Genomic DNA, 14,696 nt, shown 5'->3' on the forward strand with positions numbered 1-14,696 from the left:
CCTATTGTCAACAGGTCATTGCGGGTCTGAACTCCTTCACGACCCAATCGATAAATACGCGGACGCGGGGCGAGAGCTGGCGGCTTTTGGGATAGAGCAGCGAGACCGGCGACGGTGACGGCGGCGTCGCCTCCAGCAGCGGCACGAGGCTGCCTTCCGCGAACGCGTCTTCCACACCCCATCGCGGCACCTGAATGATGCCAAGGCCGAGCTTGGCAGCGGCGCCGTAACTTTCCGCAGCGTTGACAGAGAGCACACTCGGCAGCGTCACCGTTTTCAGAAACCCGTCGACTTGAAACTCTAGCGGCAGCACGTAACCCGTCGCCGACGACTGAAAGCCAATCATGCGATGACCTTCGAGTCGGTCCCATCGTTCGGGCATGCCGAAGCGCTCGATGTAGCTCGGCGCGGCGCAAGTGACCTCCGGAAGGACCGCGATGCGGCGCGCTACCATCGCACTGTCGGCAAGCTCGCCGACACGCAGCACGCAATCGACGCCTTCGCGGACGAGATCGACGAAGCGGTCGCTCTCGCTCATGTGCAGTTCGATGCCCGGATATTCGGCGAAAAAGCGCGGCAAGCTCGGCAGCAGGAAGCGTCGTGCAAGACGTCCCTGTACGTCAACGCGCAGCACGCCCTTCGGCTTGGCACCGCCAAATGCGCCTTCGGCATCTTCAATGTCGTCCAGGATGGCGAGGCAACGGCGATAGTAGGCTTCTCCGTCCGGGGTCACCGCGACGTGACGCGTCGTGCGCTCGAGCAGCCGAACGTCCAGGCGGCCTTCGAGTTGCTTGACAGCGTCCGTTGCCGTCGAAGCGGGCACGCCTAGGTCTCGGGCGGCGAGGCTGAAGCTTCGCCGCTCCGCCACCCGTGCAAACAGGCGCATTTGCTCAAGTCGATCCATTATTCGCTTATATCGGATAGTTTTGCCGGAAAATCCCAGATTATTCGAACAATGGAAAGGGCCATCTTTCACCCGACCGGCTGTCGCCGGAACAAAATTCAAAGGAGGCCAGAAATGTCCAACAGTCCGAAAATCGCCCTCGTCACGGGAGCCAGCCGAGGCCTCGGCCGCAACACGGCCATTGCCCTTGCTCGGAACGGCATCGACCTCATCGGCACCTATCACAGCAACAAAAAAGAGGCCGACGAAACCGTCGCGGCCATCAAGGCGCTGGGGCGCAAAGCCGTAATGTTCCAGCTCGACACGGGCAATGTCGCGTCCTTCCCGGCGTTTGCGTCGGAGGTGCGGACGGCGTTGAGGAGCGTGCGGTCACGCGACAGCTTCGACTTTCTCATCAACAACGCCGGCATCGGCATTCACGCGCCGTTCGCGGAGATGAGCGAAACGGACTTCGACCGGCTGATGAACATCCACTTCAAGGGCGTGTTCTTCCTGACGCAAAAACTGCTGCCCCTGATCGCGAACGGCGGGCGGATTGTGAATCTGTCGAGCGGATTGGCGCGCTTCAGCATGCCGGGATTTGCGGCCTACGCCTCGATGAAGGGCGCTGTCGAAGTCCTGACGCGCTATCTCGCCAAGGAGCTTGGGCCGCGCGGCATCGCCGTCAACACCGTCGCGCCAGGGGCAATCGAAACAGACTTCGGCGGCGGCACCGTGCGGGACAACAAGCAGGTGAATGACTTCGTCGCATCGGTCACAGCTCTCGGCCGCGTCGGCGTGCCGGACGATATTGGTCCAGCCATCGCCAATCTGTTGAGCGACGGCAATCGCTGGATCAACGCGCAGAGGATTGAAGTCTCGGGCGGCATGTTCGTGTGATGTTGAAAAAAGGGCCGCAAAAGCGGCCCTTTTTATCCGGTCAACGCTGCATCGCGTTATCCGACGACGACGTCGCTGATCTGAATGACGGGCGCCAGGTCGGTATAATTCTGGATATCGCCCATGATCTCCTTCGCATGCGGGCCAAATCCGGCCTGAAACGCATCGACGGAATCGCAAAACAGGTGGCACATCGCGACGTAGGTTGCCGGCGCGCCTGGAGCACCCCCAGCGACGCCCTTGTCAACCGTATACGACTTGCAGCTATCGCCCATCCTGGCTTTGACCATCGGCATGTGCTTGTCGCGATAATATTCGTGGTCGAATCGCGCGCCAGGAACGTTCGGGTACATCACGCTGACCTTAATCATATCCTACCTCCTCCTATCGCGCAGTTGCGCCTATCCGGCGCGTGCTTAGACCTGCCCGCGTCTCCATGCAATCGCGTTTATATTGCGATGCTCTCTATTCGATTTTTGCGATTTCCGCTTCGCCGCCGCCGGCCTTTACGACGTCGCCGACGGATTTCCCCATCAGAGCCTGTGCCAGCGGCGAGACATAGGAGATGGATCCTTTCGCGGGGTCGGCTTCATCCTCGCCAACGATACGGAATTTCTGCACGCGGCCGTCGTCCCGTTCCACCGTGACGCTGGCGCCGAACGAAACGACGGACACGTCGGTCACCGGCGGCTGCAGCTCCGCCGTTGCGAGACGCTGGTTCCAATAGCGCAGATCATGCGATGCGCGCGCGACGGCATTGCGTTCACCGGCCTCGTGCGCCGCGGTCAATTCCACCTGAAGGCGCTTGATCTCGCTTTCGATCAGCGCGAGGCCCTCCGGCGTGACGAGGTTGCGATGCTCGGAGACAAGCCTCTCGGGAAGCTCATCGAGCGCTTCTGTTTCTTTGACGAATGCTCTGCTCATCAGGCTAACATAGGGAGTTTAGAACGCGGGTTCCAGCATGCGCCAATTCCAACAAACCCTGACGCTCGAGACCAACGGCCCCGGTCTCCTCGAATTTACGGATAAAACCACTCAAATTGTCGCCGCCTCGGGAATTTTGACCGGCGTTGCGCACGTTTTCTGCAGGCACACGTCGGCATCGTTATTAATCCAGGAAAACGCGGATCCCGACGTCCAGCGCGATCTCGTTGCGTTTTTCAAGCGGCTCGTGCCGGACGGCGATCCGATTTTCGTTCATCGCGCCGAAGGCCCGGATGACATGCCGGCGCACGTCAAAACCGCGCTGACGCAGACGACTCTGGCTATCCCGATTGCCAACGGAGCGCTGATGCTTGGAACCTGGCAAGGGATCTATCTCTTCGAGCATCGGCGGCGGCCGCACACGCGCAGCGTGGTCGTTCACATCGTCGGAGACTGATGAAAATCTCGGTCCGCGCCGTTTTTGATCTTCACAAGCCCCAGTCAGTCGGAAATGTCGCGTTTACCGCACCCTGTCTGCGCATGGAAGGCGCGGGTTCGACCTGCTAAGACCCGATCGCGTTTTTTAAATCACCAGCCCGGAGACTTCGATGTCCGACACGACCCCTGAATCGCAAGCCCGTGCCGCGACGGCGGCGTTGATCCGCGACTACTACGCCGCCTTTAATCGTGGCGATACCGACGCGATGATCGATTTTATGACGGACGACGTCATCCACGATGTCAATCAGGGCGAACGCCGGCACGGCAAGGAGAAGTTTCGCGCGTTCAACGCACGCATGACGCACAACTATAAGGAAGAGCTGAAAGACATCGTCGTGCTCGTTTCCAAGGACGCGACGCGCGCCGCCGCCGAATTCAACGTGCACGGCGTCTATAAGAACACCGAGGAAGGTCTTCCCGAAGCGGCAGGCCAGAAATACGTCCTGCCCGCCGGAACGTTTTTCGCCATTCGCGACGGAAAGATTTCGCGCGTCACGACGTATTACAATCTGACCGATTGGATCACGCAGGTCGCAGGCTGAGGGGACGACGCGAATGGCAGCGTCAGCTGAGAAAAAGAAGCTCGACGTCAAGTCGGTCACCGGCGAGGGCATTTACAAAATCCTCCCCGATCTCGCGCGGCTGCGCATCATCGTGTTCCGCGACTGGCCGTATCTCTACGATGGCACGCTGGAGTATGAAGAAAAATATCTGAAGAAATTTGCTTCCGCCAAAGGCGCCGTCGTCATCACCGCCTATGACGGTGCGGAGATGGTCGGCGCCTCGACGGGTGCGCCGATGATCGAGCACGCCGACGAGTTTGGCGAGCCGTTTCGCAAAGCGGGCTACGACATCTCGAAGATCTTCTACTGCGGCGAGAGCGTGCTTTTGAAAAGCCATCGCGGTTACGGACTTGGCCACGCCTTCTTCGACGGCCGCGAGGCGCAGGCTCGCAAGCTCGGCGGATTTCAGTATTCGACCTTCTGCCGAGTCATTCGACCCGACGATCACCCATTGAAACCGGCCGATTACGCCCCACTTGACCCTTTCTGGAGAAAGCGCGGCTATCATCCGGTCGACGGCATTATTGCCACGTATGACTGGAAGGATGTCGACCAGCCTGGCGAAACGCGCCACGACATGCAGTTCTGGATGAAGACGCTTTGACGAAGCAGCCGAAGACTTTGAAAGTCGCGAGCGCGCAGTATCCCGTCGGTCAGCCGAATACGCTTTCCGAGTGGGAGCAGAAGGTTGCTGTCTGGGTCAAGAACGGCGCCGCGACGGGTGCCTCTCTTCTCGTCTTTCCGGAATATGCCGCTATTGAACAGGCAGCCTGCTTCGGCCCTGAAGTCTATGGCGATCTGAAACTAACGTTGGCGAAGGTTGCCGCGCTGACGGCGGAACGCGTGCAGTTCCATGCCGATCTGGCGAAGAAGCACAAGGTCCACATTCTCGCCGGATCCGGGCCGCTGCTCAAATCCGATGGCCGGTACGTCAACGCCGCGCAACTCATCACCCCCGACGGCGCGATCGGCGAGCAGGAAAAGCTCGTGATGACGCCGTTCGAGCGCGACTGGGGCGTCACGGCCGGCGAAACCGTTCGCGTCTTCAAGACCAAGCTCGGCATATTCGGCATTGCGATCTGCTACGATAGCGAGTTCCCGCTGCTCGTGCGCGCGATGGCGGAAGCCGGCGCCGAAGTCGTGCTGGTGCCGTCATGCACGGAGCGCGTCTCCGGCTATCATCGCGTGCGCACCGGCTCGCTGGCGCGGGCGCTCGAGAACGGCATAGCGACGGTGCAAAGCCCGACCGTCGGCGACGCGCCGTGGTCGGCGGCCGTCGACTTCAATGCCGGTGCAGCAGGCATCTATGTCCCCTCAGAGCAAGGTATCTCCGATACCGGAGTGCTTGCCGAAGGAACGCTTAACGCAGCCGAATGGGTCACGGCGACTGTCGATCTCGAACGTCTGCGGCGCGTGCGGGAAACGGGCGAGATGCACAATTATTGCGACTGGGCATTGCAGCCCGGCGCGCCGATGCGGCGCGTCGACGTCGAAACGATCTCGCTGATTTAGGCCAAGCTATTTCAACGCCCAAGTCGTGGTAACGCGCGCTTCAAGCGTGCTCGACCCGCGTTCGATCGGAACGGCCGCCGCTTGCGCCTTGGCAAATCGCGGCGCAGCAAACGTCACCGGGACATCTGATGTCGTTTCCTCGGATATCTGCAGGACCTCGCCGACATCAACGCCGGCTGCAGCGGCCAGCAGCTTGGCGCGGCGAAGCGCGTTCGCAATCGCATTCTTGCGCGCTTCGTCCTTCAGTGTTTCGGCCTTGGAAACCTCGAATGCCAATCCCTGAACCTGATTGGCTCCGGCACTGACGATATCGTCGAGCACGGTTCCAAGCTTATCGAGATCGCGGACCAGCACAACGACCTGATTGCTGACACGATAGCCTCTGAGCTTCGGCGGCTGGCCGTCCTTGGAGTAATCCATGACCGGCTCGACGTTGAAGGATGCCGTCTGAATGTCTTTCGGATCGATGCCTTTGGCCTTGAGCTCCGAAATGACTTTAGTCATCGCGTCCGTATTGCCGTTCAGAGCTTCGCGAGCCGTCGCCGCCTCGGTGGTTACCCCGGACGTAATTCGCGCCTGATCCGGCTCAGCTTCCACCGTACCGGTCGCCGAAACCGTAATTGTGCGTTCCATGTCTTTGTCCTCGGCGTGGCTTGCGGAAAGCGGCAGCATCGCGATCAGCGCGGCCGCGATAACGCCTTTGAGAATCGCCCTTTCGGCGACGCGCAGCGTGTTGTTCAGCATGGATTTTCCAACTCCTCGGACTGGCGCAAATGTCGCTATAGAGCCTTGGCGGAAAAAAGAAGGCGAAAGGCTGTCGCGCGGTTGAACATCTGATATGAGAGCGCGGCGTGGGCCCGTAGCTCAATGGTTAGAGCTGACGGCTCATAACCGTCTGGTTCCAGGTTCGAGTCCTGGCGGGCCCACCATTTTTGTTCGGTTCTGACGCGGATCAGCGCCTCGCGACGTTACGAGTTGCAGCTGCGCGGCTTAAGCTTGTCAAGCGACCGACTACGACGGCCTGGAAAAAACGTAGGCAAGACCGGTAAGCATCAAGAGCGCAACGGCGATTGCGGGCATGGGTGTCGGGTGAGTGCCAAACCAGAATATCGCATAGCCAAGAGCGCATCCGACCACCGCGGCTGATTTGGCGCGTCGCGGAATGGCACCCCGTTCGCGCCAATCCCGCAGCATCGGCCCGAAGACCCGGTGAGACAGCAGCCACGCTTCAAGACGAGGCGACGATCTTGCGAAACAAGCTGCCGCGAGAATGATAAAGGGGGTCGTCGGCAAAATCGGCAGGAACGCACCAGCGACGCCTAACGCAACGAAGAACAATCCGGTTGAGGCGAATAGAATGCGCAAGGGGCGAGGTTCTTCCGTTTTTACCTGAGCACTTGAACGATCCGACCTGTCGCGTCGACCAGGCCATACCGGTTGAGACTGAATGCGTGTACGCTTTATCGACGACTTTATCGAGATCTGCATCTCCTGCATCCCGCAGGCGAGGTACGCAATTACGCCGGACTAGAGCGGCAGAAGGGCCTGTGCTTTGGCTATTGACTACCAACAGACCAGCGATCTCGATGCAGATACGTTCATACGCATCCTTGAAAGCTCGGGCCTTGCCAAGCGGCGTCCAGCGCATGACCGCGACCGCATCGCGCGTATGCTTGCCGGATCGAACCTCGTCATCGTCGCACGCGACGGCGGCATGCTCGTCGGCGTTGCGCGCGCTCTGACGGACTACGCCTATTGCTGCTATCTCTCCGATCTCGCCGTCGATCGAGCTTACCAAGGCCGCGGCATCGGACGGCGATTGATTGAAGAAACCCGGCGCGCCGCAGGACCGGAAACGATGTGTCTGCTATTATCTGCACCCGATGCCGTCGGGTTTTACGAAGCTATTCAGATGCCCCTGCAGTCGCGCGCCTTCATGTTTCCGCGCGAGCGTTAGCGGCCCGCTTCAATTCACGTCGACGAGAGATGATTTGCCGATATCGGCGATCCTGCGGATACCTGCAAGCGCCATCGTGACATCGAGTTCCTTCGCGATGATGTCGATTGCCTTGCTCGCGCCCTGCTCTCCTGCCGCACAGACTCCGTAAAGGTACGAACGACCCAACAAGCAGGCCCGTGCTCCTAGTGCCAGAGCACGAAAGACATCCTGACCGGAGCGGATGCCGCCGTCGAAAAGGATCTCGGTTTCAGAGCCCACGGCTTCAGCAATACGCGGCAGAAGCGAGATCGACGACGCCGCACCGTCGAGCTGGCGGCCTCCGTGGTTCGAAACGACGATGGCGTCGGCGCCCGCCTTCACCGCTTCGCGCGCATCCGCGACGTCAAGAATGCCTTTGATGATGAGCTTTCCCGGCCAGCGCTCCTTGATCCAGGCGACATCGTCCCACGACAACGCCTGATCGAACTGGCTGTTGATCCAATCCATATAGGAACTGAGATGCTCCGTTCCCGCGATGCGCCCCTGGACATTGCCGAACGTCTTGCGCTTGCCGAGAAACACGCCCGCAACCCACGCGGGCTTGGAAAGAATATGCGCAATGGTTTGCGGTCGAATGCGCGGCGGCACGGTCATGCCATTGTGGATATCGCGATGGCGCTGCCCGAGAACCTGCAAATCGGCGGTCAGAACCAGCGCGCTGCATTCGGCTGCCCGGGCCCGCGCAATCAAATTGGCAATAAAGCCCCGGTCCTTCATGAAATAGAGCTGGAACCAGAACGGCTTCTCGACCGCATCCGCGACGTCCTCAATCGAGCAGATCGAAAGCGTGCTGAGAGTATAGGGAATGCCTGCCTTCTCGGCCGCACGGGCGGCGGCGATCTCGCCATTGCGATAGGCCATGCCCGTCAAACCGACCGGTGCAAGTGCCAGAGGGAGTGGTTTCACACTGCCGAGCAGCGCTTGCGAGAGGTCGCGATCAGAGGCGCCTCTCAGAATACGCTGGCGGATTTTGATTTTGGAGAGATCGTCGCGATTGGCGTGCAACGTCTCTTCGGAATAGGAGCCCGACTCGTAATAGTCCATGAACTCGCGCGGCACCTTACGGTGCGCGATGCGGCGCAAATCCTCGATGCACGCGACAGACTTCAGCGTCACACGATGCGTCCGTTATCGCCAGGGTTTCGACGGCACCTCGCCTCAGCCATCTTCTTGAACGGAAATCGCGACGCCGGGGTGGACGGACTTGAGCTGGCGGACATCGTCCAGAGCCTCGGCCCAGACGTTGCACGGTCCGGCAAGACGAATTTCACCGCGTGTCCGTGAAAGAGGCGTCGGTCCGAAGCCGATCGCGATGGCATCGCCGTCCGGCCAGAACGCGATATCGCCGGGTTTAACCACGACGCGGGCATCCGGCTCCGCGGCGGATGACACAGGCGCATCGAAATACACTTCCTCGCCCCAGGTCCTGGCAGCGGCTTCAATGGGCAGTGCGGCCCAAATTCTCTCCGCGGTCGGCGTGTCCAGCAACCTCGCGCGAATTGCTACGCCTCCGGCCCGGATTACGATCTTTCGCATACGCCTCAACCCCTCAAGGCCTGCGCGACCGGGACGAGACGCGGCCGCAAGGGGCAAGTTTCTCATTGTGGGCCGCAGTCTTCAAGGGTTTCAAGGGCGCCAGAGCCCAACAATTTCACGGAAAATGCCAAATTGCGCCCGCTCATCGTTCGTGCAAGGTCCGCCCGCCGTCTCGCGGTTGATCATCTGCAAACGTACGATGCATGAGATGCATGAAAGGGCGCTTTTCGCGCCTGGCGTTAGCGCTGCTCGCGTCAGGCTGGCGGGCGGCCGAAAATCATCACCGCATTGAGGCCGCCGAACGCGAAGGAGTTCGACATCGCGTAGGTGACCTTCTTGTCGCGGCCGACGTTCGGAATGTAGTCGAGATCGCAGCCTTCGCCCGGCTCATCAAGGCCGATCGTTGGAGGCACCCAGCCTTCCTGCATCGCCTTGATACAGGCAACGGCCTCAATGCCGCCACCAGCGCCGAGCGGGTGCCCGTGCATCGACTTGGTCGACGAGATCGGAAGCTTGTAGGCGTATTCCCCGAAGACGTTCTTGATTGCCTTCGTCTCGTTGATGTCGTTATCCATCGTCGCCGTGCCGTGAGCATTCAGGTAATCGATCTGCTCCGGCTTAAGCCCCGCGTCGTCGAGCGCGTTCTGCATGGCGACGCTCGGGCCTTCGACGGTAGGCTTCACCATATCCTGACTGTCCGATGACATACCGTATCCGCAGAGCTCGGCCAGGATCGTTGCACCGCGGGCCTGCGCGTGCTCAAGGCTTTCGAGCACGAGAATTCCCGCACCTTCCGCCAGTACCGTTCCGTTGCGCTTCTTCGCGAACGGGAAGCAGCCCTCTGGCGACAGCACGTGCAGCGCCTGCCAGGCCTTCATCGTCCCGTAGTTGATGACTGACTCGGACGCGCCGGCTATCGCGACGTCGACGACATTGTCCCGAATGTAGTCGCGGGCAATGCCGATGGCGTGAGTTGCCGTCGAACAGGCCGAGCAGGTCGCGAAGGTCGGACCCTTGACGCCGAACTCGATGCCGACGTGGGCCGCCGCAGACGACCCGATGATGCGCAGCAGCGTCAACGGATGGGTGGCGCGCTTGTTATGAATGAAAAGATCGCGATACGCGGTCTCGAACGTGACGAGGCCGCCAGCGCCCGAACCGATGATGCAGGCCGAGCGATAGGGATCGGCTTCCGGCAGTTCGAGACCAGACATGCGCACGGCTTCGTCGGCGGCAGTGGCGGCGAACCAGGAATAGCGGTCGGCGAGAGTAATGATGCGGTCGCGCTTGAAGTGCTTCAGGCGCTGCTTCGGATCGAAGTCCTTGATCTGCGCGGCGATCAGTATCTTGAGATCGTCGAGCGGGAAGCCGTCAAGCGGACTGACGCCGGATTTTCCGGCTTTCAACCCAGCCCAGAACTCGTCGACCGTCGTGCCGATCGGCGTTACGACTCCGAGGCCCGTAACTACGACGCGCCGGCCCGGTTTACTCTTCGACATTACTTCGCTCTTTCTTGTCTCACGACTCCGCGGACGCTCCGGCCATGACCGGCGTCCGCATGGTTCGCTTTCGTGGGAAGTTGGTCGCCGAAATCGTCAAGCTTTAGCGGCAGACGCCTGCTTTGCCGCAATCAACGATTTGACGCGATCAACGACGGAGCCGACGGTCTTGAACGCCTCGACTTCTTCGTTGGCATTGTAGGGAATTTCGATACCGAAACCATCTTCGATGTCGAATACGATCATTGCAAGATCAAGAGACTCGATCTTGAGATCGGTAAGCTGGGTGTCGAGCGAGATATCGTCGCGCGGCTCCTTCATATGCTTCTTAAGGATATCGATAACCTTCGTCGCGACTTCGTCCATTGGCCTCTCCCACCCCCGCAGACTTCTGCGATGGGCCAGTTTTGCTTGGCATCTACCTAAATCAAGACCACTACATCAGCAAGCGGGGGGGTCACTTATCCTTAAACGTCTGCCAAGTCCAGCAGCGGACGGTCGCGGGTCGAAATCGCCCTGCCGGAACGCATCGAACTCCCTGTTCAAAGGCCGATTTTCCGCCGGAGTCCGGGCCCGCGTCGGCTAGCCTTCGCGCGTCAAAAGTAGTTCAATCGGCCGCGACTCTTTCTGCCGGAAACGGCACCGGAAGAGCGAACACCTTCGACTTGGTCAAGCACCTGAATCGGACCGGACGACCATGACGCCCGAAGCAGCCCAGCCGCCCGCGTCCACTTCCCCATCCTGGATTGCCTCATATCCCCCCGAGATCGACTGGTATATGCCAATCCCGACCGGGCCGGTGCCGGAGCTTCTGGAACGGGCCGCGCGCCGTTTCCCGCGTAATACGGCCATCAGCTTTCTTGGGCGCGCAACAACCTATGCCGATCTGGCCGCTGAGGTCGACCGGGTAACCGCGGGCCTGCAGCAGATAGGAATCGGCCGCGGCACGAAAGTCGGACTATTTCTTCCCAACACCCCGACATTCATCGTTTATTATTACGCAATACTCAAAGCCGGCGGCACGGTTGTCAATTTCAACCCGCTATATACTCTCGAAGAGCTTACTTTTCAGGCAAACGATAGCGAAACCGAGGTGATGGTCACGCATGACCTAGCCGCTCTGTTCCCGAAGCTCGAAGAACTCATGGTGCGTGGCGTCGTCCGGCGCACCATCGTCGTGCCGTTCAGAAGCGTCCTGCCGCCGCTCAAGGGCCTGCTGTTTTCGATTTTCAAGCGTAGCGAGATCGCCGACGTCGCCGGTTCACGGGCGGCGGACAAAGTCGTCAGCGGTGCCGAGCTTGCCGCCACGCGCGAAGCTCCCGTCCCCGTTCAGATCAATGCGGCGGACGACGTCGCCGTCCTCCAATATACTGGCGGCACGACCGGCACGCCGAAGGGCGCCATGCTGACGCACGCCAATCTCACGGCGAACACCGCGCAGATCACGGCCTGGGGCGTTAACCTGAAATCGGGTGAAGAAAGCGTCCTCGGAGTGCTGCCGTTGTTCCACGTCTTCGCGATGACGGTCGTGATGAACATGGCCATCGAGCTTGCCGCGAAAATCATTCTCATCCCGCGCTTCAAGCTCGTCGACGCCTTGAAGCTCATTGACCGGGAGAAGCCGACGGTCTTGCCCGCAGTGCCGACGATCTTCACGGCCATGCTGCATTATCCGAAGTTCAGATCCTACGACGTTTCCTCGCTGCGCTTTTGCATTTCCGGCGGCGCTCCGCTGCCGCTCGAAATCAAGCTCCAGTTCGAAGCGGTTTCGGGTTCAAAAGTGGTCGAAGGCTATGGCCTCTCCGAGGCTTCGCCCGTGCTGACGTGCAATCCGATCGACAAGGACCCTGTCCCGGGCTCCATCGGACCGCCGCTCCCCGGCACGATCATCTCGCTCCGCGACATCGACGATCCGACGAAAGAGGTGCCGCAAGGGGAGCGGGGCGAACTCTGCGCCAAGGGCCCGCAGATCATGAAAGGCTATTGGAAGAAGCCCGCCGAGACCGAAAAACAGTTCGTCGACGGATTTCTGCGGACCGGCGACGTCGCGATTATGGACCAGAACGGGTATTTCTCGATCGTCGACCGGATCAAGGACCTGATCATCTGCTCGGGCTACAATGTCTATCCGCGCCGCATCGAGGAAGCGATCTACGAGCACCCCGCGGTCGAGGAAGTGACCGTGATCGGCGTCTCGGATGCCTATCGCGGCGAAGCGCCGAAAGCCTTCATCAAATTGAAAGCCGGCATGACGGCCACCGCCTCCGACATCCTGAAGCATCTCGAACCCAAGATCTCGAAAATCGAGATGCCCGCCGCGATCGAGTTTCGCGACAGCCTGCCGAAAACGATGATCGGCAAGTTGTCGAAGAAGGAACTCGCCGCCGAAGAGCGAAGCAAGAGGGGTTAGGTTTTAGGGATGGGGGATCGGGGATCAAATCCATCTCACCCTCGTCATGGCCGCGAAGGCGGCCATCCACGCCGGGTTCGGTTCACGAGAGCGGTATTCTCATCATCATCGCTCACCACGCCTACATCGCGATTTTGCAGCGCGTCGCCCGTGCTGCCGTTCACTCCGCCACATCACGCCAATCAAATACCCCCCACCCCTAACCCCTCCCCGCAAGGGGGAGGGGAACAGTTCGGGCGATTTCCGCAGCACCCGGTTTCCGCAAAGCCGGCTCTTCCCTAATTCCCTAATTCCCTCGTCTCTACCTGGCGACTTCCCACGTCGTTTCGATTTCGCCGGTTTCCTTGTTCTTGGAGTCTTTCAGCGAAATCCCCATTTTGGCGAGCTCGTCACGGATGCGATCCGACTCCGCGAAGTCCTTGCGCTTGCGAGCTTCGAGACGGGCTGAGATCAACGGCTCGACCTTGAAAGCCACCGACTGCGCCGTTTCGGCGGCGCGCTCGGTGGCTTTTCTGAGCGTAGCGCCATCGAAGCCGAGGAAGCCGAGCGCCGCGCCGAGCCGCTTTCCATCCTTCAGCGCGGCAAATCCGTGAAGCTCGGCAATAGCTTTCGGCGTGTTGAGATCGTCCTCAAGCGCCTCGATGAATGCTGGCGACAGGTCCGTTTGGCCGTTCGTGTCCAATGCGCTTTGCGAAAACCATCCGGAGAGGATCTTCTGGCTTTCCTCGAGTCCCTTCTTCGTCCAGTCGATCGGCTGGCGGTAGTGCGTTCGAAGCATATTGAAGCGCAGCACCTCGCCCGGCCACCCGTCCGTCAGCAGCTCATGGATCGTCACGAAGTTGCCGAGCGACTTCGACATCTTCTCGCCCTCGACCTGCAGGAAGCCGTTGTGCATCCAGACATTGGCCATCACGGGCGTGCCGTGGGCGCAGCGCGATTGCGCGATCTCGTTCTCGTGGTGCGGAAACGTCAGGTCGATGCCGCCGCCGTGAATGTCGAACTCCGGTCCGAGCAGCGCGCCCGCCATCGCCGAGCATTCGATGTGCCATCCGGGGCGGCCGGGCGCCGCAATCCCGCACGGGCTCGGCCATGCCGGTTCGCCCGGCTTCGACGGCTTCCAGAGCACGAAGTCCATCGGCCCTTTCTTGTAGGGCGCGACCTCGACGCGGGCGCCCGCCTCCATCTCGTCGAGCGAGCGGTTCGAGAGGCGACCATAATCCGGCATCGAGGCGACGTCGAACAGCACGTGATCTTCCGCAACGTAGGCGTTGCCGCGCCGGACGAGCGTCTCGATCAGCGACACCATCGTCTCGCGGCTGTCGTCCCGGCGGATGTATTCGGTGGCGCGTGGCTCATACGTCGGCGGCAGGACGCCGAGCGCGGCGATGTCCTCGTGGAACTGCTTCTCCGTCGCCTCAGTCACCTTGCGGATCGCGTCGTTGAGCGGCAGGTCCGGGTAATCGCGCGCGGCACGGGCGTTGATCTTGTCGTCGACGTCGGTGATGTTGCGGACGTAGGTGACGTGTTCTTTACCGAAGACGTAGCGCAGCAGGCGGAACAGCACGTCGAAGACGATCACGGGCCGCGCGTTGCCGATGTGGGCATAGTCGTAGACCGTCGGGCCGCAGACATACATGCGCACGTTCTTGCGATCGATCGGCTCGAATTCGGCCTTCTGACGGGTCAGCGTGTTGTAGAGCTTCAGAGCCAAGTCTCGACCTCGTCCGTCTTTTGATTTCATCTGCGTCAGACCGCGCCGGGCGGCCACGCCGGAAGTATGGCACACGGCGGGGGTGCGAGGATAACTTCTGCCCAGCGCCTTAGCGATTTGCCGTCTCTGCCGTCAAGGCTCTGAATGCATTTGGAAAAATGGTGCAGTCGCAATTGCTCCGCATTGACCGGGTAGCAAATCGCTGCTTAAGGCTTCCAAACGGCGCCGTGGCCCCCAATTATTCAGGGACCGGGCGCC

At 60.5% G+C, this 14,696-nt stretch carries 17 protein-coding genes and 1 tRNA gene; 8 read left to right on the forward strand and 10 right to left on the reverse strand.

Features of this window, described 5'->3' with window-relative positions:
- Positions 1 to 7: 7 nt before the first annotated feature.
- Positions 8 to 904, reverse strand: a complete 897-nt coding sequence (locus HYPDE_RS07900; RefSeq protein ID WP_041320188.1) for a LysR family transcriptional regulator — start codon at positions 902 to 904, stop codon at positions 8 to 10.
- Between the two features lie 114 nt (positions 905 to 1,018).
- Here HYPDE_RS07900 and HYPDE_RS07905 point away from each other — a divergent pair, with 114 nt between their 5' ends.
- A complete protein-coding gene (locus HYPDE_RS07905; protein ID WP_015597896.1) occupies positions 1,019 to 1,783 on the forward strand; it encodes an SDR family NAD(P)-dependent oxidoreductase in 765 nt (254 codons plus the stop codon).
- 56 nt (positions 1,784 to 1,839) lie between these two features.
- On the opposite strand, the gene HYPDE_RS07910 is transcribed toward HYPDE_RS07905, so the two are convergent.
- Positions 1,840 to 2,154, reverse strand: coding sequence for an EthD family reductase (locus tag HYPDE_RS07910; protein WP_015597897.1), 315 nt, complete (start codon positions 2,152 to 2,154; stop codon positions 1,840 to 1,842).
- Positions 2,155 to 2,248: 94 nt separating this feature from the next.
- Positions 2,249 to 2,707: a transcription elongation factor GreA gene (gene greA / locus HYPDE_RS07915; protein WP_015597898.1), complete on the reverse strand. Its 459-nt coding sequence runs from the start codon at positions 2,705 to 2,707 to the stop codon at positions 2,249 to 2,251.
- Positions 2,708 to 2,744: 37 nt separating this feature from the next.
- Between greA and HYPDE_RS07920 the strand changes: the two genes are divergently transcribed.
- From HYPDE_RS07920 to HYPDE_RS07935, 4 genes are all read left to right on the forward strand, one after another.
- Positions 2,745 to 3,164 (forward strand): secondary thiamine-phosphate synthase enzyme YjbQ, encoded by a 420-nt coding sequence (locus HYPDE_RS07920; RefSeq protein ID WP_015597899.1) that lies wholly within the window; start codon positions 2,745 to 2,747, stop codon positions 3,162 to 3,164.
- Positions 3,165 to 3,315: 151 nt separating this feature from the next.
- A complete protein-coding gene (locus HYPDE_RS07925; RefSeq protein WP_015597900.1) occupies positions 3,316 to 3,750 on the forward strand; it encodes a ketosteroid isomerase-related protein in 435 nt (144 codons plus the stop codon).
- Positions 3,751 to 3,763: 13 nt separating this feature from the next.
- The gene (locus HYPDE_RS07930) at positions 3,764 to 4,375 is read left to right on the forward strand and encodes a hypothetical protein (protein WP_015597901.1); all 612 of its coding nucleotides are present in this window, start codon (positions 3,764 to 3,766) and stop codon (positions 4,373 to 4,375) included.
- Positions 4,372 to 5,283, forward strand: a complete 912-nt coding sequence (locus HYPDE_RS07935; RefSeq protein WP_015597902.1) for a carbon-nitrogen hydrolase family protein — start codon at positions 4,372 to 4,374, stop codon at positions 5,281 to 5,283. The genes HYPDE_RS07930 and HYPDE_RS07935 overlap by 4 nt, the downstream gene beginning before the upstream one ends.
- Before the next feature lie 6 nt (positions 5,284 to 5,289).
- Here HYPDE_RS07935 and HYPDE_RS07940 read toward each other — a convergent pair whose 3' ends face one another.
- Positions 5,290 to 6,027: an SIMPL domain-containing protein gene (locus tag HYPDE_RS07940; protein WP_015597903.1), complete on the reverse strand. Its 738-nt coding sequence runs from the start codon at positions 6,025 to 6,027 to the stop codon at positions 5,290 to 5,292.
- A gap of 109 nt (positions 6,028 to 6,136) precedes the next feature.
- On the opposite strand from HYPDE_RS07940, the gene HYPDE_RS07945 reads away from it, so the two are divergent.
- Positions 6,137 to 6,212: transfer RNA gene (locus tag HYPDE_RS07945), tRNA-Ile, on the forward strand.
- Positions 6,213 to 6,294: 82 nt separating this feature from the next.
- Here the strand turns inward: HYPDE_RS07945 and HYPDE_RS07950 are convergent.
- Entirely contained in the window at positions 6,295 to 6,648 is a 354-nt protein-coding gene (locus HYPDE_RS07950) for a YbaN family protein (protein WP_015597904.1), read from the reverse strand.
- A 187-nt stretch (positions 6,649 to 6,835) separates the two neighbouring features.
- Between HYPDE_RS07950 and HYPDE_RS07955 the strand changes: the two genes are divergently transcribed.
- Positions 6,836 to 7,240: a GNAT family N-acetyltransferase gene (locus tag HYPDE_RS07955; protein WP_015597905.1), complete on the forward strand. Its 405-nt coding sequence runs from the start codon at positions 6,836 to 6,838 to the stop codon at positions 7,238 to 7,240.
- 9 nt (positions 7,241 to 7,249) lie between these two features.
- Here the strand turns inward: HYPDE_RS07955 and HYPDE_RS07960 are convergent, their stop codons facing one another.
- The 4 genes from HYPDE_RS07960 to HYPDE_RS07975 form a co-directional block, all read right to left on the reverse strand.
- Positions 7,250 to 8,392: an alpha-hydroxy acid oxidase gene (locus tag HYPDE_RS07960; protein ID WP_041321012.1), complete on the reverse strand. Its 1,143-nt coding sequence runs from the start codon at positions 8,390 to 8,392 to the stop codon at positions 7,250 to 7,252.
- A gap of 48 nt (positions 8,393 to 8,440) precedes the next feature.
- Positions 8,441 to 8,818 (reverse strand): cyclophilin-like fold protein, encoded by a 378-nt coding sequence (locus tag HYPDE_RS07965; RefSeq protein ID WP_041320190.1) that lies wholly within the window; start codon positions 8,816 to 8,818, stop codon positions 8,441 to 8,443.
- A 254-nt stretch (positions 8,819 to 9,072) separates the two neighbouring features.
- Positions 9,073 to 10,317 (reverse strand): beta-ketoacyl-[acyl-carrier-protein] synthase family protein, encoded by a 1,245-nt coding sequence (locus HYPDE_RS07970; protein ID WP_015597908.1) that lies wholly within the window; start codon positions 10,315 to 10,317, stop codon positions 9,073 to 9,075.
- A gap of 96 nt (positions 10,318 to 10,413) precedes the next feature.
- A complete protein-coding gene (locus tag HYPDE_RS07975) occupies positions 10,414 to 10,683 on the reverse strand; it encodes an acyl carrier protein (protein WP_013215797.1) in 270 nt (89 codons plus the stop codon).
- A 331-nt stretch (positions 10,684 to 11,014) separates the two neighbouring features.
- On the opposite strand from HYPDE_RS07975, the gene HYPDE_RS07980 reads away from it, so the two are divergent.
- Complete coding sequence (locus HYPDE_RS07980; protein WP_015597910.1) at positions 11,015 to 12,727, forward strand: long-chain-fatty-acid--CoA ligase; 1,713 nt, start codon at positions 11,015 to 11,017, stop codon at positions 12,725 to 12,727.
- Positions 12,728 to 13,028: 301 nt separating this feature from the next.
- On the opposite strand, the gene cysS is transcribed toward HYPDE_RS07980, so the two are convergent.
- Positions 13,029 to 14,438: a cysteine--tRNA ligase gene (gene cysS / locus HYPDE_RS07985; RefSeq protein ID WP_041321014.1), complete on the reverse strand. Its 1,410-nt coding sequence runs from the start codon at positions 14,436 to 14,438 to the stop codon at positions 13,029 to 13,031.
- Positions 14,439 to 14,696: the final 258 nt, after the last annotated feature.

Origin of the sequence: Hyphomicrobium denitrificans 1NES1 (assembly GCF_000230975.2) — a bacterium.
GTDB lineage: Bacteria > Pseudomonadota > Alphaproteobacteria > Rhizobiales > Hyphomicrobiaceae > Hyphomicrobium_B > Hyphomicrobium_B denitrificans_A.